The 20,117-nt window shown below is 68.2% G+C and carries 15 protein-coding genes; 6 read left to right on the plus strand and 9 right to left on the minus strand.

Features of this window, described 5'->3' with window-relative positions; genetic code table 11:
* Window positions 1-30: 30 nt before the first annotated feature.
* From IEY14_RS06640 to IEY14_RS06650, 3 genes are read right to left on the minus strand one after another with little or no spacing between them, the layout of a single operon-like run.
* Complete coding sequence (locus tag IEY14_RS06640) at window positions 31-840, minus strand: ABC transporter permease (protein WP_188907462.1); 810 nt, start codon at window positions 838-840, stop codon at window positions 31-33.
* Window positions 840-1,754: an ABC transporter permease gene (locus IEY14_RS06645; RefSeq protein WP_188907463.1), complete on the minus strand. Its 915-nt coding sequence runs from the start codon at window positions 1,752-1,754 to the stop codon at window positions 840-842. Before IEY14_RS06645 ends, IEY14_RS06640 begins: the two co-directional genes overlap by 1 nt.
* 19 nt (window positions 1,755-1,773) lie before the next feature.
* Complete coding sequence (locus IEY14_RS06650) at window positions 1,774-2,544, minus strand: aspartate/glutamate racemase family protein (RefSeq protein WP_188907464.1); 771 nt, start codon at window positions 2,542-2,544, stop codon at window positions 1,774-1,776.
* A gap of 381 nt (window positions 2,545-2,925) precedes the next feature.
* Here IEY14_RS06650 and IEY14_RS06655 point away from each other — a divergent pair, with 381 nt between their 5' ends.
* Both IEY14_RS06655 and IEY14_RS06660 read left to right on the plus strand, forming a co-directional pair.
* Entirely contained in the window at window positions 2,926-3,996 is a 1,071-nt protein-coding gene (locus tag IEY14_RS06655) for a nitroreductase family protein (RefSeq protein WP_188907465.1), read from the plus strand.
* A 473-nt stretch (window positions 3,997-4,469) separates the two neighbouring features.
* Window positions 4,470-6,260 (plus strand): family 16 glycosylhydrolase, encoded by a 1,791-nt coding sequence (locus tag IEY14_RS06660; RefSeq protein ID WP_188907466.1) that lies wholly within the window; start codon window positions 4,470-4,472, stop codon window positions 6,258-6,260.
* A 54-nt stretch (window positions 6,261-6,314) separates the two neighbouring features.
* On the opposite strand, the gene IEY14_RS06665 is transcribed toward IEY14_RS06660, so the two are convergent.
* The 6 genes from IEY14_RS06665 to IEY14_RS06690 all read right to left on the minus strand — a co-directional run bounded on the left by IEY14_RS06665 (window position 6,315) and on the right by IEY14_RS06690 (window position 14,892).
* On the minus strand, window positions 6,315-7,835 hold the full coding sequence (locus IEY14_RS06665; protein WP_188907467.1) for an oligosaccharide flippase family protein: 1,521 nt from the start codon (window positions 7,833-7,835) through the stop codon (window positions 6,315-6,317).
* A 40-nt stretch (window positions 7,836-7,875) separates the two neighbouring features.
* Window positions 7,876-8,733, minus strand: a complete 858-nt coding sequence (locus IEY14_RS06670) for a glycoside hydrolase family 16 protein (RefSeq protein ID WP_244639353.1) — start codon at window positions 8,731-8,733, stop codon at window positions 7,876-7,878.
* 69 nt (window positions 8,734-8,802) lie between these two features.
* Entirely contained in the window at window positions 8,803-9,876 is a 1,074-nt protein-coding gene (locus IEY14_RS06675) for a glycosyltransferase family 4 protein (protein ID WP_188907468.1), read from the minus strand.
* A gap of 118 nt (window positions 9,877-9,994) precedes the next feature.
* Window positions 9,995-11,323: a polysaccharide biosynthesis/export family protein gene (locus IEY14_RS06680; RefSeq protein WP_188907469.1), complete on the minus strand. Its 1,329-nt coding sequence runs from the start codon at window positions 11,321-11,323 to the stop codon at window positions 9,995-9,997.
* On the minus strand, window positions 11,320-13,599 hold the full coding sequence (locus IEY14_RS06685; RefSeq protein ID WP_188907470.1) for a GNVR domain-containing protein: 2,280 nt from the start codon (window positions 13,597-13,599) through the stop codon (window positions 11,320-11,322). The genes IEY14_RS06680 and IEY14_RS06685 overlap by 4 nt, the downstream gene beginning before the upstream one ends.
* 123 nt (window positions 13,600-13,722) lie before the next feature.
* Window positions 13,723-14,892 carry a glycosyltransferase gene (locus tag IEY14_RS06690; protein ID WP_188908072.1) on the minus strand — a complete coding sequence of 390 codons (1,170 nt, stop codon included), beginning with the start codon at window positions 14,890-14,892 and terminating at the stop codon, window positions 13,723-13,725.
* 726 nt (window positions 14,893-15,618) lie between these two features.
* Between IEY14_RS06690 and IEY14_RS06695 the strand changes: the two genes are divergently transcribed.
* Genes IEY14_RS06695 through IEY14_RS06710 form a run of 4 tightly spaced genes read left to right on the plus strand, consistent with a single transcriptional unit; the run spans window position 15,619 to window position 20,107 of the window.
* A complete protein-coding gene (locus tag IEY14_RS06695; protein WP_188907471.1) occupies window positions 15,619-16,755 on the plus strand; it encodes a glycosyltransferase family 4 protein in 1,137 nt (378 codons plus the stop codon).
* 52 nt (window positions 16,756-16,807) lie between these two features.
* Window positions 16,808-17,722 (plus strand): glycosyltransferase family 2 protein, encoded by a 915-nt coding sequence (locus IEY14_RS06700; RefSeq protein WP_188907472.1) that lies wholly within the window; start codon window positions 16,808-16,810, stop codon window positions 17,720-17,722.
* Window positions 17,719-18,624, plus strand: coding sequence for a glycosyltransferase family 2 protein (locus IEY14_RS06705; protein WP_188907473.1), 906 nt, complete (start codon window positions 17,719-17,721; stop codon window positions 18,622-18,624). The genes IEY14_RS06700 and IEY14_RS06705 overlap by 4 nt, the downstream gene beginning before the upstream one ends.
* A 52-nt stretch (window positions 18,625-18,676) precedes the next feature.
* Window positions 18,677-20,107: a hypothetical protein gene (locus IEY14_RS06710; protein ID WP_188907474.1), complete on the plus strand. Its 1,431-nt coding sequence runs from the start codon at window positions 18,677-18,679 to the stop codon at window positions 20,105-20,107.
* The last annotated feature ends 10 nt before the right edge of the window (window positions 20,108-20,117 follow it).

Below are 20,117 nucleotides of genomic sequence, written 5' to 3' on the forward strand. Positions count from 1 at the left end.
GGCACTCCTGGGGAGGGGAAGGGACGGGTGTCAGCGGCCGCCGAAGAGACGGCGGAAGTCGACGAGGCGGGAGGACAGGATCGTCGAGACGATGACGAGGGCGATGGCGAAGATGCCGGCCGCCGCCGCCGTCGGCTCGAAGCGGTAGCGGAGCGAGGTGTAGATCGCGATCGGCAGCGGCTGCTGGTCGGGCGTCGCGAGGAACAGCGTCACCTCGAACTGGCCGAAGGAGACGATGAAGGCGAAGAGCGCGCCGGCCGAGATGCCCGGCGCGACGATCGGCAGCGTCACCTTCAGGAAGGCCTGGAGCGGCGAGGCGCCGAGGGCGCGCGCGGCGTCTTCCAGCGAGCGGTCGAAATCGACCATCGCCGCCGTCACCGTCGCGATGACGAGCGGCGTCGTCACGATGACATGGCCGACGAGGAGGCCGGCGAAGGACCGGGCGAGCCCGATGTCGCTCGTCGCGAAGAAGACGTAGAGCGCGAGCCCGAGCACGACGCCCGGCAGGACCAGCGGCAGGACGAAGAGCCCGCGCAGGAGGCTGGTCATCCGGCCCTTCGTCCGCGCCAGGAAGATCGCCGCCATCGTGCCGATGAGGGTCGAGATCAGCGTCGCGGCGCCCGCCAGCTTGAAGGAGAAGAGATAGGCCGGCACGAAGGTGGGCGAGGTGAGGAAGGCCTCGACCCAGCGCAGCGACAGGCCCTGCGGCGGGAAGGTGAGATAGTCGCCGGCATTGAGGCCGGTGAGGATCACGATCGCCACGGGGACGAGGAGCACGGCGAGCGCCAGCGCCGCGCCGAGCTTGAAGGGCAGGGCGATCCTGTCGGCGTCCTCGCGCATCACGCCCGCCCTCCGGAGCTTCGCGCCGCGGCGCGCTGGTAGAGGAAGATCGCGAGGAGGCTGGTGAGGAAGAGCGTCGCGGCGATGGCCGCGCCGAACTGCCAGCGCCCCGCCTCGGCGATCTGCTGATAGATGTGGATCGGCAGCGTCACGACCTTCCAGCCGCCCATCAGTGCCGGCACGACATAGGAGGAGATCGAGAGCGCGAAGACGAGGAGCGAGCCCGACAGGATGCCCGGCATCGACAGGGGCAGGACGACGCTGCGGAAGGCGGCGAGGCGCGAGGCGCCGAGCGAGCGCGCCGCCTCCTCGAAGGAGGGCGGGATCGCCTTGATGATGCCGATCAGCGAGATGACCATGAAGGGCAGCGTCACCTGCACGAGGCCGACGACGACGCCGAAGAGATTGTACATCAGCGGCAGCGGGCTCTTGATGATGCCGGCCGAGAGAAGCGCGCCGTTGATCAGCCCGTTGTCGCCGAGCAGCACCATCAGTCCGTAGAGGCGGATCACCATGTCGAGCTGCATGGAGGAGAGGACGAGGATCATCAGCACCGCGTTGCGCAACGGGTGCTTCGTCTTGGCGATCACATAGGCGAGCGGATAGCCGAGCAGCAGGCAGAGGAAGGAGACGAGGACGCCGATGCCGACCGAGCGCAGGATCGCGCCGTAATAGATGTCGCGCGAGAAGATGCGGACATAGTTGTCGAAGGTCAGCAGCGGCTTGAAGGTCACGACGCCGGCGACGCTCTTGTTGAGCGAAATCGCGAAGAGCGAGGCCGTCGGCAGCACGAAGAAGAGCAGGAAGAAGAGCGCCGCCGGCACGACGAGCAGCCAGAAGACCGGCAGGCGCCGGCGCCGGGCGGGGCGCGCCGTCGCGGGCGTCTCCTCGGCGAGGGTTTCGGCGAGCGTCATCGCGGCACTCCGGTTCCGGTCACTCGGCGGCGAGCGGCAGCGCGGCGCGCAGCTTCGGATAGCCGACGAGCTCCTTCTGCGGCGGCGCCGGGAAGGTGAGGGCGCTGTGGCTGAGCCCCGAGCGCACCAGCGCGGCGGCGATGTTCACCGCCGTCGGGATCGGGTCGATCACCGGAATGTCGATGCCATGGGCGAGAAGGCCCTCGCGCACCGCGCCGGCGCAGCCGAGAAGGCCGGTGCAGCCGAAGATCACTGCCTCGGCGCCGTCGAGCTCCACCGCGAGCCGCGCCTGTTCGACCAGCGCCACCTTCGTGGCGTCGAGATCGTCCTCCAGTTCCAGCACCGGAATCTCGACATGGCGCACCGAGGCCATGCGGGTGGAGAGGCCGTGGATGGCGGCGGCGTTCTCGAACTGGGCGCGCAGCCGGCGCATCACCGTGACGACGCTGAAACGGTGGCCGAGCATGGCCGCGACATGCATCGCCGCCTGGCTCGGCCCGACGACCGGAATGCGCACCATCTCGCGGGCCGGGCGCAGGGCGGGGTCCGCCATGCAGTCGATGACGACCGCATCCGCGCCGTCGCGCTCGGCCTCGACGATCTTGGCGATCGTGTCCGGCACGCAGATCGCCGTCTCGAACTCGCATTCGATCGAACCCGGACCCTCGTCGATCTGCGAGCCGCTGACGATCATCCCCTCGTGACCCAAGGCCTCCAGGTCCTCGACGCGGCGGAAACCCCGGGTGGTGATGGGCGAGACGACGCGGACATGGATGGTGCGGCCGGACATGGCGTCCTCCTCAGCGGCGGGATGACCGAGAGATTGCGAAAGAATGGCGACGGGCAAAACCACGGAAACGGATAGGGTCGCCGCTCATGCGAGGAGGGGTTGGGTCAGCCTATCGCACGAAAGACCATCCATTCGGATAGGTCATGCCGGCCTTTACCGGGCGCGGACCCGCCTTCTGCTTCGGCATGGGCAGGCTGATGCCCAAATGGACCGCACTCCGCCCGGTCCGGTTGCGTCGCGGAGTTGCGGGCGCTCCGGCCGCGCCGTTGCCAGGGCCGACGCCATCCGAAGAATGGCTCGCATCGCCAAACGCGCCGCGCCACGCCGGCAGGTCACGTGCCTGCGCTCCGCCCGGTCGCCGCCGTCTTCGAGGATCGTTCGATGTCTCTCCCCGCCGCCGAAATTCCGTCGATGTCGCCGCCGCCGCGCGCCGCGCGGCCCGCCGCTCCCCTCGGCGCCCGGAGCCAGCCGGAGGCGCTCCGCTGGCGCACCCGCCTCGCGCTCGCCGCGCGGCTTGTCCGCAATCTCGCCTATGACGGCGGGCGCCTGTGGCGGCATTCCTTCCTGACCGGCGCGGCCGGACGCGAGCAGCGGCGCGGCCGGATGCGGATGGACGCGCATTTCCTCGAATACGGCATGTCGATGCGCGACCCGCGCCGGGGCTTCGGTCTCGACCGGGTGCATCGCCTGATCGACGATCTGGAACGCTCGCTGGAGTCGCACGGCCCCGACGCGACGACCGAGATCATGCAGCGGACGCTCGACGCCTATCTCGCCTTCAACGCGGATGCGACTGTTGATCTCGACTGGCTGCGGCGCCGCCTCGCCGCCTTGGCCCCGCAGCCGGCGACGGGTCTGCGCGGCGGCAGCGAAACGGTCACGCGCGAGGCGATCCAGCGCGACGGGATGATCGACTTCCTCGCCTTCGCCGAAAGCCGGCATTCCATCCGCCAATATGCGCCCGGCCCGGTAGCGCCGGAGAAGATCGAGCGCGCGGTGCGCGCCGCCCAGCAGTCGCCGTCGAGTTGCAACCGGCAGACCTGCCGCGCCTATGTCTGGACCGATCCGGCTTTGGTGCGCCGCGTCCTCGCCCTGCAATCGGGCAATCGCGGCTTCGGCGCCGAGATCGCCGGTGTCGCCGTCGTCGCCAGCGATCTCAGCCATTGGGGCGGCCCGGACGAACGCTATCAGGGCTGGGTGGATGCCGGCATGTTCGCCATGAGCCTCGCCTATGGGCTCCATGCCGAAGGGCTCGGCGCCGTGATGCTCAACTGGGGCGAAGAACATAAGAGAGACAAGGAGTTGCTGGCTCTGGCCGGCCTCCCGGACAGCACGCTCGTCGCCACCATGATCGGCTTCGGCAATCTGCCGGACCGCCTCGTCGTGCCGGTCTCGCAACGCGAGCCGCTCGAACGCTGCCTGGTGCTGAACCGCCCGCTCGCGTCCGCCTGAAGGGTCTCGGGAGGGACGCCGAAGCGTCTTTCCCAACGTCATCCGGGATCGCCCCAGGGGCCTCCCGATGGCGCGCCGCGAATCACTTCGAGCGGCGCGGCGCGTGATCGATACTCCTAAAGGTTGCATTTGCCCAACAGGCTCGACGACTCGGATGTGTCAGATTGACGCATAGGATGGACGGTTAATTCCGGTGCTCCAGCGACCCTGATTCGCGACCGCGATTTCGACGGGTGACGCGCCTCGAAGGGGCGCCCAATCGCCTCGCCATCAGGCGATTGCTGCAATTTGAGATATTCCGTGAACGGCCTTTCCGGACCTCCGAAATCGGGGTCGGCGGACCCTTGCTTGATGCGCCCGTCAAGCGAAGCGAAACGGAAGACCCCGCGCTTTGATCAGCTTGCGATAACCTTCGTAAACAAACTTTAACGGAGGTCGCCGAGCCTAGATCGAGGACAGAGGGGAGACGGGTGATGAAGGATTTGACCGGCTACAAGCTGACCTTCAGCGATGAGTTCAACAATCGCAGCATATCGAAGGATGGTGCCGGCACGACTTGGGCGGATATTCGCTCGGAATGGAAATATGACGCGAATTCCGACATCGGTTTCGGCAATTCATCTTTCGTGGACGCATCGTCGGGCTATGATCCGTTCAAGGTCGAGAACGGCGCCCTCACCATCACCGCGACGCCCGATCGCACGGCGTCGGGCTATCCGGGCAGCTGGGAATCCGGCCTGATCCACACAAAGAACTCGTTCCAACAGACCTACGGCTATTTCGAGATGCGGGCCGATCTGTCGGAGGTGAAGGGCGCCTGGGACGCCTTCTGGCTGCTGCCGGTCGAGCAGATCAACAAGGGCAAGAACGACGGCTGGCAGGAACTCGACATCGTCGAGCACTACGGGGCCAATCCGGCCGGCGTCTATCGCTGGATCCACACGACCGACTACCATGCCGATCCGAACAAGGATCTCCAGGTCTATAGCGAGGACAAGAACCAGAGCCAGGGCTTCCACACCTATGGCATGGACTGGAATGCCGACACGATCAGCTTCTACTACGACGGCCAGCTGATGGGCACGCGTCCGACCCCGAGCGACATGCACGGGCCGATGTATATCCTCGCCAATCTCGCCACCCAGTCGGATGCCGACAAGTCGGGTCCGGCGCCGCAGATGAAGATCGACTATATCCGCGCCTATGCGAAGGACGCGGGCGGCGGCACGCCGCCGGTGTCCTCGCCGCCGGCATCCTCGCCTCCGGTCACGTCGCCGACGCCGGTGGAGACGGGCAAGACCCTCACCGGCACCGCCAAGAGCGACGTCCTCACCGGCACCGACGGCAACGACCGGCTGGTCGGCCTCGACGGCTCGGACACGCTGATCGGCGGCAAGGGCGCCGACAAGCTGGAAGGCGGCAACGGGTCCGACACGGCCTCCTATGCCACGGCCGATGCCGGAGTGACCGCGAGCCTCGCCGATGCCTCGAAGAACAAGGGCGACGCCGCCGGCGACACCTATTCCTCGATCGAGCATCTGACCGGCAGCCGCTTCGCCGACGTCCTCGAAGGCGATGCCAAGGGCAACCTCCTCGATGGCGGCGCCGGCGCCGACCGGCTGATCGGCGGCGCGGGCAACGACACCTATCGTGTCGATCATGCCGGCGACATGGTGGTGGAAGCGGCGAAGGGAGGCTGGGACACGGTCTTCGCCTCCGTCGACTACGCGCTGTCGGCCGGCCAGGAGATCGAGGCTCTGCGAGCCGTCGCCGGCAATGCCGGGATCAAGCTGACCGGCAACGAGTTCGCCAACACCATTCTCGGCAATGACGGGGCGAACGAGCTGCATGGCGGGGCGGGGAAGGACATCCTGTCCGGCGGCGCCGGCAACGACCGGCTCTTCGGCGAAGAGGGCTCGGACCGGCTCACCGGTGGCGCCGGCGCGGACAGTTTCGTCTTCACCACGGCGCCGAAGGCGGGCGAGCACGACACGATCACCGATTTCAACGTCCGCGACGACACGATCGAACTGAGCCTCTCGGCCTTCGGCAAGGCCGGCGTCGCCGGTGTTCTGTCGGCCGATGCCTTCCATGCGGCCGCCGGCGGTCTGGCGCATGACGCGTCCGACCGGGTGATCTACGACACCAAGTCGGGCGATCTCTTCTACGATGCCGACGGGTCGGGCGGCGGCGCGGCGGTGCGCTTCGCCCATCTGGAGCCGGGCCTGGCGCTGACCGCCGCCGACTTCCTGCTGATCGCCTGAGGTCGATCGGTCTCGAACCCCGGACGGCGCGGCCGTCCGGGGTTTTTCCGTGGCTCAGGCGAAGCGCGCCGTGAGGCTTCGCAGGCGACGCAGCCCCAATTCCTCCAGACCCGGCGGCGAGCCTTCCAGGCGCCAGAGGAGGAGGAGGGCGGCGAGATAGGTGACGCCGCCGATCAGCCCGCCGCCCAGGAGATGCAGGACGGCATCGAGAAGGCTGCTGTCCGGCGACAGCGCCCGCTCGAAGAACCAGAGCGCCGCCGCCATCGGCACCGCCGCGAGATAGGGGCGGCGCAGATTGGCGAGCTGGCCGGCGATCGACAGGCCGATCATGCCGCGCACCGCCGTGAGACAGAAGACGAGGCTCGCCGAGACCGCCAGGAACCGTGCGCCGATCGCGCCGGCGACGCCGAAGGAATAGGCGAGGACGGCCACGGCCGGCACCATCATGCAGAACTCGACGAGCATGCGGAAGGTGACGAGCCGCATCCGGTCGAGCGTCATCGCCAAGGGATAGAGCGCGACGGTCGGCAGCGAGATGAGCTGGGCGAGCGCGATCCAGTAGAGGATCGGGGCCGCTTCCAGCCATTTCGTGCCGACGGCGATATGGACGATCGGCTTGGCGAGAAAGGCGAGACAGATGAAGATCGGCGTCGTGACCAGCGCCAGCGTGCCGACCGTGCGATTATGCGCCTGGATCAGCGTGCCCTTCTGCGCGGCCGGGGCGAAGGCGGCGAGGAGCGGGCGCGTCAGCGGCGCGACGAGCGCCTGGCCCGGCAGGTCGTTCAGGGTGTTCGCCATCGCGTAGCGGCCGAAGGAGACGATGTCGATCAGGCGGCCGAGCACGATGCGGTCGAACTGCCAGTTGATCGCCGAGATGAATTGCGCCGCGCTGCTCCAGCCGACGATGTCCTTGAACCGGGCCCATTCCTGGAGCGTCAGGCGGGGGCGCATCGGCGCGAGGCAATAGGACAGGACCGTCATGACGAAGGGCGTCGTCACCGTGCCGACGGCGAGCGCCCAGTAGCTCTGCGTCGCGAAGGCGAGCGGCACGGCGATGAACAGATTGGCGCTCTTGCCGGCGATCTCGATCGCCGCCTCGCGGCGGAAGTCGAAGGACTGCATGAAGATCACCATGCGCGGGCTGATGAGGCCGCGCAGCACCGGCGCCAGCGACAGGGCGCAGATGAGCGGCACGAGGCGCGGCTCCTCGTAGAAGCGCGCCATCGGCCAGGCGGCGAGACCCATCAGGACCGCGACCGCCACGGCGCGCAGGACGCCGAGCGTGAAGACGGTGGCGAACATCGCCTCCGTCGGCTTCGGCACGCGCAAGAGCGCCTGCGCCAGCGGCAGTTCCAGGACTGCCTCGACCACGAAGAGCACCGTCATCGCCATGGCGACGAGGCCGAAATCGGCGGGGGTAAGGAGGCGGGCGAGCAGAAGAAGGCAGATGAAGTCGATGCCGCGCACCAGCATCTTGCCGCCGATCACCCAGATGGCGGCGAGGGCGGTGCGGCTGGCGACGCTGGGCTCCGCCGCCGCCTCCGCCGCGACGGCGGCGATCCCGGCCTGCGGCATGAGATCGTCCGGCGCGGGGGCCGCGCCGGACGATCCCGCCTCAGGGGGCGGGCTTGCGTTGATAGACATGAACGTAGTCGACCCAGAGATAGGAGGGATTGGGTGTCTCGTCGATCGGCCAGCCGCTGCCCAGCGCGAGATTGACGAGTGGATAGAAGGGCATCTTGTATTCGTCCGGCGTCTTCATCGACCAGATCTCGCGCCGGTCGAAATAGAAGCGCACCTTATCCTCCGCCACATCGACGCCATAGGTGTGGAAGTCGTCGGAGAGCGAGCCGGGCGGCACCTTGGTCATATGGCCCTCGCCCTCGTTCGGCTTGCCCCATTCCTCCCTCCAGATGTGCCAGACCGTGTGGAAGATCGACGGATCGTGGCCGTAATATTCCACGACGTCGATCTCGGAGGCGAAGCCCGGCTTGGCATTGCCCATCAGCCAGAAGGCCGGCCAGACGCCCTTGCCGGGGGGGAACTTCATGCGCGCTTCGAAATAGCCGTATCTCTGCGAGAAGCCGCGGCCGCGCGGATCGTTGGCGGCGAGAAGGCCGGATTCCCATTTGCCGTCGGGCCGCTTGCGCGCCTCGATGCGCAGGACGCCGTCATGCAGCGTGAAGGGATAGCCCGGCTGCGGATCGGCGAACTGCGCATCGCCGAAATCGCCGGCCCAGGGCGTATGGGCGATCCAGCGGCTGCCTTCCGCCGTCGCGCCCCAGGGCGTCACGTCCAGGCTGTCGAAGTCCTCGCTGAAGGTGCGCTCGTAGCCGGACAGGTCGATCGCGGGTCCGGCCGCCGCGATATCGGTCTGCGCCTCGGCCGTGCGGCCGAAGGCGAGGAAGCCGGCGCCTGCCACAGCCAGCAGCCCGGCCATGGCCAGGCCGGCGGCTCGTGCCGAAAGTCTCATCGTCGCTGTCCTTTCCCAGGTTGGATGATCGGCCGGCGCACCCGCTTCGCGCGGCGGCGGCGGCGAAGGTCACGCATGGCGCCTGACGAGGCGACGCGCCTCGTCGTAGACGGCCTCGGTCTCCCGGGCCATCCGCTCGACGCTGAAATGGCCGAGCTCGGCCTGGGCGGCCGCCGTCAGCCGGTGGCGCTGCGCCTCGTCCCGGACGAGCTCGATAAGGACCTCCGCCAGGAGATCGGGGCGCGACGGCGGCACGAGCCGGCCCTTGGCGCCGAAGCCCAGCACTTCCGGTATGCCGCCGACATCGCTGCCGATGCAGGCGCAGCCCATCTGGAGGGCTTCGACCAAGACGAGGCCGAAGGGCTCCGCCCTGGAAGCGAGGACGAAGACATCCACCGAGGCCAGAACCTCGCGCGGGTCGCGCAGATAGCCGAGGAAATGCGCGCGCTCGCCGAGCGGCGCGGCCATCGCCTCCAGCCGGGGGCGTTCCGTGCCCTCGCCGACGATATAGAGATGCGCTTCCGGAATGCGCGGCGCCGCCAGAAGAAAGGCCTCGACCAGCGTGTCGACGCCCTTGCGGCCATGGAGACCGGCGACCGTCGCCACCGCCGGGCGATGCAGGGGGAGGCGGCGTTCCGGCAGCGGCGGGCGACGCTTGCCGCCGATCAGGCCGTTATGGACGACCCGCAGCTTCTCAGCCTTGATGCCCTTTTCCGCCATCTCGCGCTTCACCGCCGCGCTGACGGCGATGACCAGATCGCCGACGCGCATCAGGGGCGAGGGTCGGTCGAAGGAATTGTGGACGGTGGTGACGAGGGCGAAGGGCGTCGCCAGCCGCGCGGCCCGGGCGATGAGCGCCGCCTTCACCATATGGGCGTTGACGACATCCGGCCGCAGGCGGCGCAGCGCCAGCGCCATGTCGCGGGCGGCGTGGATCTGTCCGACATGGCCGTCCCGCTGCGGCAGTTGAACGAAGGCGACGCCGTTGTCGCGCAGGCAGTCGCCGAAGTCGCCGGGGCCGGAGAGCATCGTCACCTCGTGCCCCTGCGCCGCCTGCTCGCAGGCGAGATCGACGGCCAGTTCCACATGGCCGTTCGCCTGATGCGTATGGTTGAGCAGGTGGACGATCTTCATCTTGGCCATGGGGCACCATTCGGGCTCGCGAGGGAGAGGCACGCCCCGATTGTATGCAGGGAAGTCTTGAAGAGTCCGGTTGCTCGCGCAGCCGCCCGAAGGGCCTGACGACGGGCGGGCCGGCGCCTCAGCGCGCGACCACGGTCGCCGGATCGGCCTCGCCGGCGGCGGGCCGCTCGGCGGCGACATCTTCCGACGACGTATCGATCTCCATCTGGACCTGCAGCGTGTCGCCGCCCTGCAAGGCCTCGTCCCGGCCGATCTCGGTCGTCACCGCCTGCCCGCTGATCGAACGGGTGAGGAAGAAGCGGATGCCGGCCTGCATGCGGCGGGTCTGGCGCAGCGCCATGGTCGGGGCGGTGACGGTCGCCTCGTGCAGGAGCTTCTTCGAGGTCTCGATATCGGTCAGGCGCCGGTCGAGCTCGCCCCGCGTCGTCTGGGCGTCGTTGGCGGCGTCGGTGCGGAAGGTCGTGACGAGTTCCACCGCGTCGCGATCGGCCTGGTTGGCGGCGAGCTGCGCCTGGAGAATGGCGACGTCGAGATCGACGCGCCGGCTCTGCAGTTCGGCGCTCGAACGCTCCAGCGTCAGCGACCGGCTGGTCGCGGCGAGGCCCTGATTGACCAGATTGTTGACGGAGGCGAGTTCCTGCTTCGTCAGGTCCATCTGCTTCTGCAGATTGCCCTGCTGGTCGCGCAGCGCCTTCAGCTGGTTCTCGGCCAAGGTCTTGCGGTTCGCGGCGCTTTCCAGCCGGGAGCGGCGGGCCTCGAGCCGCACTTCGAGCAGCTTCTGCTGCTCGGCGAGCATGGCCGGCGTCGGGCGCACCGGAATGGCGGGATCGAACGCCTCGCGCACCTTCGCCTCGTCGGCGAGTTCGGCCTCGAGGCGGCCGAGCCGCGCCACGAGGCGCGCCGCCTCGTTCTCGGCGGTCTCCAGCGCACCGGCGGTGGTGGCGACGTCGCGTTCGAGCCGCAAGTCGCCGCCGCCGAGCCGGTAGAAGCCGCCGGCCAGCGCCACGGCCTTGGCCGGGGTGATGTTGGCCGCATAGGCGACTTGGCCGGGCGTCTGCACGGCGCCGAGCACGTAGATCGGCGCGCGCGCCATGAAGGAGATCGTCACGTCGGGCGGCAGCGGCAGGCTGAGATGGCGCTGGAGCTCGCCCGAGATGAAGCGGGCGAGCTCGTCCGGGCTGCGATCGAGGGTCGAGACGTCGCCGAGAAACGGAAACAGCACCGACTGGTCCGGCGAGACGGCATATTCGCCGGTGACGCCTTCCCACTGCTTGTACTCGCCGCGCGCCGGCATCCATTCCAGCACCTTCACCTGCAGGCGGTCCTGCGGGAAGATGCGCTCGGCGGCGCTCGCCGCGCCGGCGAAGAGGGCGAGGGCCGCGACGGTGAGGCCGAGCGAGGCGAGGGCGCGCCGGGGCGCTGCGGAAAACAGACGGAGCGGGCTCATCGGGAATTCCATCCGCGGGTGCGGGTCCGGCGGAGCGGCATCAGGCGGCGCAGCAGCGAGCCCGAGCGCCGTTCCGGCTTGAAATAGGGATCGTAGAGATGGATCTCGCTCATATCGACCTGCGTCATGACCACGCCGACCGCCTTGTCGCGCAGGAGAGGCAGCGATTGGAGCTGGTATTCGAAGCGCCCCCGGTCGGTCTTGCCCCAGGCGACGACGAAGATCACCTGGTCGAGATCCTCCGCCAGCGCCTTGGCGTCGGAGGTCGTCTCGATCGGCGGCAGCTCGACGAGGGTCATGTCGAAGCGCGTCAGCCATTCGCCGCGATGCTCGTGCATCAGGGGCACGACGGTGGCGATGCGCGGCGCGGCGCCGGTCGGAAGCGGTGGGCTCGGCATGAGAGCGACGCCGTTGCCGACCTCGACCACCGCCTCCTCGATGGTGCGGCGGCTCGCCACGACATCGGTGAAGTTGGCGCCGCTGGCCGAGGCGTAGCCGGCCGAAAGCTCGGGATTCTGGGTGTTGCCGTCGACGAGCAGCACGCGCCGTCCGCCGCTGGCGATGAGCCGGGCGAGGTTCAGCGCCACGACCGACTTGCCCTCGCCGCTCGTCAGCGAGACGATGCCGACGACCTTGCCGCGATGCGGCTTGCCGACCTCGATCGCCGTCTTCATGTTGCGCACGCCCTCGACGAAGCGCGCCTCGTTGCGGCCGAGCACGGCCCCGCCGCGCGCCTTCTCGTCGAGGACGCTGGCCAGATGGCCGGACAGCGCCTTGCGTCCGAGCTTCGGCAGATAGCCGAGGAAGTCGAGCCGCAGGACATCGACATCGTGCCGGCTGCGGAAGCTGTGATCCATCATCTCCTTCAAGACGCCGATGGCGGCGCCGGCGATGAGGCCGAGGACGAGGGACAGGGCGACGGTGATCGGCTTCTTCGGCAGGACCGGCGCGTCGGCGATCTGCGCGTCCGAGATGACGCGGGCCGTGTTCACCGGCAGGGACTGCTGCTGCACCGCCTCCTGGTAGCGTGTCAGATAGCTCTGGTAGAGCGCATGGTAGGAATCGGCCCGCTGCTCCAGGCTGCGCAGCGTCACGAGCGTGGAATTGGCGGTCTGCGTCTTGCCGGAGGCGGCCTTGATCGTCGAGTTCAGGTCGTGGAGCTGCGCCTGCCCGATCTCGAGATTCTTACGGTAGATGTCCACGGCGCGGCGCGCCTCGTCCATCAGGAGGTTCGACAGGCGCTGGCGCTCGCTGCGCACCGCGACCGCCTGCGGCGTGTCCTCGCCCCAGCGCTCGGTGATCGCCCGCTCGCGCTCGCGCGCCTGGAGATATTCGGTGCGCAGCTGCTGGATCGCCGCCGATTGCGACAGTTCCGTCGAGGTGTTCAGCACGCTGATCACGTCCTCGGCGCTGCCGGAATTCAGCGCCTCCTCGTAGACCTGGAGCCGCGCCTTCTGGCGGGCGTAGTCGGTCTCGGCCAGCACCATCTGGCTGTTCATGCCGGCGAGGTTCTGCTCGGCGACGAGCTGGCCGTTGGCGGCGACGAGGTCGTTCTTGGCGCGGAAGGTCTCGACCTCCTGGCTGGCGGCGAGGGACTGCTGGCGCAGGTCCTCGATGCGGCCTTCCAGCCAGGTGCTGGCGCGCGTCACGGCGGCGAAATGCGATTCGGTCTGGTCGGTGAGATAGGCGCGGCCATAGGCGGCGGCGATGTCGCGGGCGAGGATCGGATCGGGCCCGGTATAGCGGACCTCGATGATCAGGCTGCGCTCGACGCGGAAGATGCCGAGCCCGTCGCGCAGCCGGTTCACCGCCCGCGTCGTCACGTCGTCGTTCTTCTCCGCCTCGTCCTTGCCGGCGCCGAGGAGGGGAATGGCGGCGCGCAGGCGATTGAGAAGCGACGGGCGCTCGGCCATGAAGACCGGATTGTGCGTCAGGTCGAGCATGTCGACCACGCGGCGCGCCACGGCTTCCGAGCTGATCATGCCGATCTGCGTCGCGATATATTCGTCGGCATTGCGGGCCGTCTCGACGCCGGAAATCTCGTCGAGCAGCTTGGTGCGGTCTTCCGTCAGCACGATGTGGATGTCGGACTGATAGGCGGGGGCCGAGAAATGCAGCATCACCACCGCGAGCGCCGCCGCGATGGCGGCACCGACGATGGCGAGCGGATAGCGGCGGCGCACCGCGCCCCAGATCCGCGAGGATTCGCCACGCAGATTCTCCGTTTCCGGTCCGGTTGGGGCCGCCCAGACGTGATCCTTGCTGATGATGTTCACGTCCATGCTCCGTTCAGCGGGGCGTCCGGGTCTCGTGAGGGCAGTCCGTGGAGCATAGAAAGCTTTCGATCGCCCTCACCACTTCCTTTGGACGAGAACGGGTGACGGGTAAACAAGGCGTTTTTAGAACCCCTTGCTTTCCATATCCCCCAGGCGGGCGAAGGCCACCGGCGGGTGATCCTCGTTGGCGGGGCGATTCCAGGATCGCACGGTTTCTCCGGCGGCGGGCGCCCCCGTCGCCAGCGAAGCGGCGATGCGCGCCTCGACGAAGTTGCGCATCCGCTCGCGGAACACGTCCGGCGCGAAGCCGCTGGCATGCTGGCGCAGCGCGACGGAATCGATCTCGTTCTCGACGGCCTCGAAGCGCTCGACCGCGTCGAGCAGGCTTTCCACCGTCTGCTCGGCGAAGCGGAAGCCGCGATTCGGCGGCACGGTCTCGCGGGCGCCGCCCGCGTCGAAGGCGATGACCGGCCGACCGCTGGCCATGACCTCGAGCGGCACGATGCCGAAATCCTCCTCGCCCGGGAAGACAAGGGCGCGGCAGCGCGCCATGTGCTCGCGCAGCACCGGGAAGGGCTGGTGGCCGAGGAAGGTGATGGTCGGACCGGCGATCTGCTTCAGCTTTTCCAGCTGCGCGCCCTCGCCGATCACCACGAGGCGGCGATTGGTCTTGGTGAAGGCCCGGACCGCGATGTCGATCCGCTTGTAGGTCACGAGCTGGCCGGCGCAGAGATAGAAGTCCTTCGAGCCGTCCTCGATCGCGAAGTCGTCGATCGCCACCGGCGGATGGATCACGTCCGCCTCGCGGTTGTAGTAGCGCTTGATGCGCCGGGCGACGTGATGGGAATTGGCGACGAAGGCATCGACGCGGGCCGAGGTCGAGCAGTCCCAGGCGCGCAGCGGCGGCGCGAAGAGCATCAGCAGCAGCTGGGCGCTCCAGGGCAGGTCGCGGCGATAGACGTGGTAATGGTCCCACACGTAGCGCATCGGCGAATGGCAGTAGCAGACATGCACCGCGTCGGGCCGCGTGATCACGCCTTTGGCCGGGCCGGATTCGCTGGAGATCACGAGGTCGTAGGCGCTGAGATCCAGATGCTCCAGCGCGAAGGGCATCAGCGGCAGGAGCTTCTGGTAATGCTTGCGGGCGCCCGGAATGCGCTGAAGGAAGGACGTGTGGATGGTGCGCGAGGCGAGAAACGGCGAGATCGCGTCCCGATCCAGGACGAGCGTGAAGATGTCGGCGGTCGGATAGAGGCGGCAAAGCTCCTCCAGGACCTTCTCGCCGCCCCGCATCGACACAAGCCAGTAGTGAACGATCGCAATCTTCAACGAACTCTCCGTCGGCTATCCGCAAGCCAGGACGTCACGGGTGGTCGGTGGCAACGGGAACCGCCTCTGCGACGACCCGGACGAAATGCGGAAATCCGCCCTTCGCGTCCAGGCCGCTGATGCGACGCTTCCATGTTTATTCGGAAGTAAGTGTCTCATCCGTCACATGGCGATACCCGCCTGTCAACAAGTATGGCGGGCCGGGCGGTGGAAGACATGAACATGACGCACATTTCGGATCAGATGGTTAGCGTCTATTCGATGCGCTCCAAGATGAAGCTCGCGAAGGTTCTGCCTCCGTCTCGGGAGCGCTGCGTTATCCGCCTAAAAATAATTATCTGTGGTTCTAGGACATCGCGACCTTGAAGCAACGGCTTCACGCGAAGTTCATCACGCGGAATGAAGGCGACACAATTCCGCTCATTAAAATTTGACGCATTAATGCTTTTATCAGCCGATCATGCGATGATCGAAGATGACGGAGGAGGAAATCCTGTGGCCCGCCCGTCAGTAGTTAAATTTTGATGTCTCTATGTCATTGGACTTGATGGCTGGCTTCACAGGCCAGCGCGAAACCTGGAGTCGCATGCTTTCGACGCGCATGATCCGGACCGTCTTCCGTGAGGTCCTGCCTGGACTCGCGCCGCGTTTTCGGCATTGTGCGCCGCATCATGGTTTTGCGGTGCGAAAATGAAGGCTCGGCATGTCGTCGTCAATGGTCGTTTTCTGACCCGACCGCCGACCGGCGTCGACCGTGTCGCGGAAGAGATCCTCGCGGCGTGGAGCCGGCGGCTCGGCACGGACGAAGGCTTGCGCGCGCGCCTGTCGCTGTCCGTCGCGACGCCGGCCGGTGCGCGTCGTCTCGACCTGCCGCATGTCACCGAGCGCCGGATCGGCCGCGGCGCCGGCCATGCCTGGGAGCAGTTCGAACTGCCGCGGGCCCTCGGCGACGCCTGGCTGGTCAATCCCTGCAATACGGGGCCGCTGGCGGTGCGCCGCAGCCTGACCATCCTGCACGACGCCCAGGTCTGGCAGACGCCGCAGGCCTATGGCCGCGCCTTCCGTCTCTGGTATCGCCTGCTCCTGCCGCTGCTCGGCCGCCGCTCCGCTCTCGTCAGCACCGTTTCGCGCTTCTCGAAGGGCGAGCTCGAACGGTTCGGCGTCGTGCCGCCCGGCAAGATCGTGGTGGCGCCGAACGGCTGCGACCATATCGACCGCATCGCGCCCGATCCCACCATCCTCGCGCGCTCGGGCCTTGCCGCCGGCCGCTACTTCCTCGCCATCGGCAGCCTCAGCCCGCACAAGAACATCGCGACGCTTCTGAAGGCGGAAGCGCTGCGCGCGCGGCGCGATCTGCCGATCGTGCTCGCCGGCGGCGCCAATCCCCGCATCTTCTCCGGCACCGGCCTCGAAGGCGAAACGGGCGTGCGCCATCTCGGCCGCGTGTCGGACGGCGAATTGCGCGCGCTCTACGAGGGCGCGACGGCGCTGCTCTTTCCGTCCTTCTTCGAGGGCTTCGGTCTGCCGCCCCTGGAGGCGATGCGTTGCGGCTGTCCGGTGATCGCCTCGACCGCCCCCGCGGTGGTCGAAAGCTGCGGCGAGGCGGCGCTCTATGCCGATCCGCACGATCCCTCGGCCTTCGCGGCGCGCATGGACGAGCTGGCCGGCGACGAGGCGCTGAGAGCGCGCCTCGCGGCGGCCGGCCGGCGCCAGAGCGACGGCTTCACCTGGGCGCGGACCGCCGAGCGGCTGCTCGACGCGCTGCTCGACGGCGGGGCGCTCGCCCCGGCACCGGCCGGTGCCCCGTCCCCGGTGCGGCCGTCATGAGGTCCGCCGCCGCGATGCGCCCCGTCCCGTTTCCCTTCGCCGGAGCCTCCCGATGACGCCCTATGTGATCGTGGCGACCAAGGGGCGCGCGGCCGAGGTCGCGGTCCTGTTCGATCATCTCGCCGCCCAGTCCACGCCGCCGCGCCGCACCCTGGTGGTCGGCGCCGGACCGGCCGACGTCGCGGGCCTCGCCGATCATCCGCGCGGCGCGGCGATCGGCGCCGAGATCCTGATGGCGGACAAGGCGGGCCTGCCGATCCAGCGCAATGTCGGCCTTGATCGGCTGGCCGCCGAAGGCTGCCTCGCCGATGCCGATGCCTTCGTCGTGTTCTTCGACGACGATTTCCGCCCCGCCGGCGACTGGCTGCAACGGGCCGGCGAGACCTTCGCCGCGATGCCGGAGGTCGTCGGCTTCACCGGCCTCGTCCTCGCCGACGGGATCAAGGGCCCCGGCCTCACCGAGGCGGAGGCCGGGCTCTATCTCTCCGGCCAGCGCCCCGGCCAGCCGCATTGGGCGACCGGCACCGAGCCGCGCGACCTCGAATCCGTCTATGGCTGCAACATGGCCTGGCGCGCCGGCCTCGTCGCCGCGCAGCGCTTCGACGAGCGCCTGCCGCTCTATGCCTGGCAGGAGGACCGCGACTATACCGGCCAGGCCCTGAAGCGCGGCCGCGTGATCTTCGCCCCCGCCTGCCGGGGCGTGCATCTCGGCGTGAAGGGCGCGCGTTCGAGCGGCGTGCGGCTCGGCTATTCGCAGATCGCCAATCCGATCTATCTCGCCGGCAAGGGCAGCATGCGCCGCCGCGACACGCTGGAATTCGTCGCCCGCTCGCTTCTGTCCAACATCGTGAAATCGCTGATCGCCGATCGCTCGGCCGATTTTCCCGGCCGCTGCCGGGGCAATTGGGTCGCCTTGCGCGATCTGGCGACCGGCTCCATGCGTCCCGAACGAATCCTCGATCTATGACCGCCCACGTTTCCTCCCCCGTCTTCGCGGATGCGACCGATCGACGCGGATCGCCGAGGCTGTCCCTCGTCGTCTCGACGCTCGGGCGAAGCGCCGAGCTTGGGCCCTTCCTCCAGAGCCTCGAGAACCAGACCGAGCGCGATTTCGAGCTGATCGTCGTCGATCAGAATGAAGACGACCGCCTGGTGCCGCTTCTCGACCCCGCGCGCCTGTCCTTTCCGATCCTCCACCTGCGCGACCGCGAAAGCCGGGGCGTCAATGCCGGCCGCAATGCCGGCGCCGCGCGGGCCCGGGGCGAGATCATCCTGTTTCCGGACGACGACTGCTGGTATCCGCCCTGGCTGTTCGAGCGCTCGCTCGCCTGCCTCGATCGCACCGGCGCGGACCTTCTCACCGGGCGGGCGGCGGACGAGGCGGGCCGCACGATCAACGGCCGCTTCCTGGGGGCCGCCGGCCCGATCCGGCGCGACAACGTCTTCGAGACGCAGATCGAGTGGCTGATGTTCTTCCGGCGCGCCGCCTTCGAGGCGACGGGCGGCTTCGATCCGGCGATCGGACCGGGCTCCGGCACGCCCTGGCAGTCCTGCGAGGGGGTGGATATCATCCTGCGGGCGCTCGCCCTCGGCTATCGCGGCCATTACGATCCGAGCCTGATCGGCCACCATGCCGAACTCGACATCCGGACGCCGGACGCCGCGATGCGCCGCAAGGCGCGCGGCTATGCGCGGGGCATGGGCTATGTCATGCGTAAGCATGGCTACAGGCCGAGCTTTGCATATTATCGAATTTGCCGGCCGCTCGCGGGTCTGGCCATGAACCTGTCGAAGCTGAACGGATCGCGTTCCCGCTATTATGCCAATGTCTTCGCGGGACGCTTGGAAGGCTATCGGACGAGGAGCTGAGGGGCGCGCCGAGGGTGTCGACGAGACCTGGCGCGAGGGGAGGGACGAAGCGATGGAGTTCGTGACGACGGCCTTGTTCTGGGCTCTGGCGATCTATGCGCTTTTGCGCGGCGGCCCGCTGCTCATCTATCTCTTCTTCTTCTGGAGCGCCTTCGGCTCCTTCGCCGTGGTGCCGACGGCGGCGAGCGGCGGCGTGTCGCTGACGGCGCTGCCGATGATGTCGCTTCTCGTCATCGTGCGCATGCTCGGCGGCTGGTCGGGCATCGCCTATACGTTCTCGGCCGGCACCCGCCTCAACCATCTCGGCCTCCTGATGCTGTTCTGGCTGGCCGCGACGGTGACGACGATGTTCATGCCCCGCTTCTTCGCGGGCCAGGTCTATGTCGTGCCCATGACCTACGATTTCGAGCCGCGCCAGCCGCTCGCGCCGTCGATGCAGAACTTCACCCAGATCACCTATCTGACGATCTCGGTGCTTTGCGTCTTCGCCTTCGCCCGGCTCCTGGAACAGCCGGGCGGCCGCAAGGTGGTCATGCGCGGCCTCTTCATCGGCGCCTTCGCGCTGATCGGGACGGGCATTCTCGACATCATGTCGATCGCGCTGCCGATCGATCCGCTGCTGGAAGGGTTCCGCACCGCCGCCTATACGCTGCGCGTCGATGACGAGGTGATGGGCGCCAAGCGCATCGTCGGCCTGATGCCGGAAGCCTCCGCCTTCGGCGACGCCTGTCTCAGCACCATGGCGCTGCTTTATTTCCTGCGCCACGCCATCGCGTCGGACCGGAGCCTGGAGCGCTATCTCTGGCCGGTGATCGGCGCGCTCTTCCTTCTCAGCTGCCTGTCCACCTCCTCGGCGGCCTATGCCGGCATCGCCATCTTCTCGGCGCTGGCCGCCGCCGAATGGACCTGGCGGGCGCTGGCCCATTGGCGGCAGATGCGCATCCGGCGCCATCTCGCCCGTCAGCTCCTGGCGGCCACCGGCATCGCGGCCCTGGTGATCTGCCTCCTGCTCTTCGTGCCCTCGGTCTTCACCCCGGCGCTGAACATGGTCGACGAGCTGCTCTTCAACAAGACGGCGAGCCAGTCCTTCGAGGAGCGCAGCATGTGGACGGCGATCTCGCTCCAGTCGGTCTTCGACACCTATGGCTTCGGCGTCGGCGTCGGCTCCACCCGCGCCTCATCGAGCTTCGTCGCGGGCCTCAGCAATCTCGGCCTGATCGGCGCGTCGCTCTACTGCCTCTTCCTGGTCTACTGCTACTTCCAGCGCGCCGCGTCGAACGATTTCCAGGGGGCCTGGATCCTGTCCGGCCTGCGCTGGGCCATCGTCCCCGGCACGATCGTCGGCTGGATGATCGGCACGACGCCGGATTTCGGTTCGGGCCGCTCGGTCGTCTATGCCCTGATGATCGCGATCGGGCAGGGCGCCGTCCGCGCGTCCCGGCCCGTCGCGTCCAAATTCGGCGCCGCCCGCGCCACCGCATGAGCCGACACCC

This window comes from Aureimonas endophytica, from assembly GCF_014642635.1.
In the GTDB taxonomy this organism is placed as follows: domain Bacteria; phylum Pseudomonadota; class Alphaproteobacteria; order Rhizobiales; family Rhizobiaceae; genus Plantimonas; species Plantimonas endophytica.

What these genes read in the sequence shown, in the direction of transcription:
- IEY14_RS06640 (WP_188907462.1), bottom strand. Translation starts at nt 840, where the DNA reads ATGCGCGAGGACGCCGACAGGATCGCCCTGCCCTTCAAGCTCGGCGCG.
- IEY14_RS06645 (WP_188907463.1), bottom strand. Translation starts at nt 1,754, where the DNA reads ATGACGCTCGCCGAAACCCTCGCCGAGGAGACGCCCGCGACGGCGCGC.
- IEY14_RS06650 (WP_188907464.1), bottom strand. Translation starts at nt 2,544, where the DNA reads ATGTCCGGCCGCACCATCCATGTCCGCGTCGTCTCGCCCATCACCACC.
- IEY14_RS06655 (WP_188907465.1), top strand. Translation starts at nt 2,926, where the DNA reads ATGTCTCTCCCCGCCGCCGAAATTCCGTCGATGTCGCCGCCGCCGCGC.
- IEY14_RS06660 (WP_188907466.1), top strand. Translation starts at nt 4,470, where the DNA reads ATGAAGGATTTGACCGGCTACAAGCTGACCTTCAGCGATGAGTTCAAC.
- IEY14_RS06665 (WP_188907467.1), bottom strand. Translation starts at nt 7,835, where the DNA reads ATGCCGCAGGCCGGGATCGCCGCCGTCGCGGCGGAGGCGGCGGCGGAG.
- IEY14_RS06670 (WP_244639353.1), bottom strand. Translation starts at nt 8,733, where the DNA reads ATGAGACTTTCGGCACGAGCCGCCGGCCTGGCCATGGCCGGGCTGCTG.
- IEY14_RS06675 (WP_188907468.1), bottom strand. Translation starts at nt 9,876, where the DNA reads ATGGCCAAGATGAAGATCGTCCACCTGCTCAACCATACGCATCAGGCG.
- IEY14_RS06680 (WP_188907469.1), bottom strand. Translation starts at nt 11,323, where the DNA reads ATGAGCCCGCTCCGTCTGTTTTCCGCAGCGCCCCGGCGCGCCCTCGCC.
- IEY14_RS06690 (WP_188908072.1), bottom strand. Translation starts at nt 14,892, where the DNA reads ATGCGGGGCGGCGAGAAGGTCCTGGAGGAGCTTTGCCGCCTCTATCCG.
- IEY14_RS06695 (WP_188907471.1), top strand. Translation starts at nt 15,619, where the DNA reads ATGAAGGCTCGGCATGTCGTCGTCAATGGTCGTTTTCTGACCCGACCG.
- IEY14_RS06700 (WP_188907472.1), top strand. Translation starts at nt 16,808, where the DNA reads ATGACGCCCTATGTGATCGTGGCGACCAAGGGGCGCGCGGCCGAGGTC.
- IEY14_RS06705 (WP_188907473.1), top strand. Translation starts at nt 17,719, where the DNA reads ATGACCGCCCACGTTTCCTCCCCCGTCTTCGCGGATGCGACCGATCGA.
- IEY14_RS06710 (WP_188907474.1), top strand. Translation starts at nt 18,677, where the DNA reads ATGGAGTTCGTGACGACGGCCTTGTTCTGGGCTCTGGCGATCTATGCG.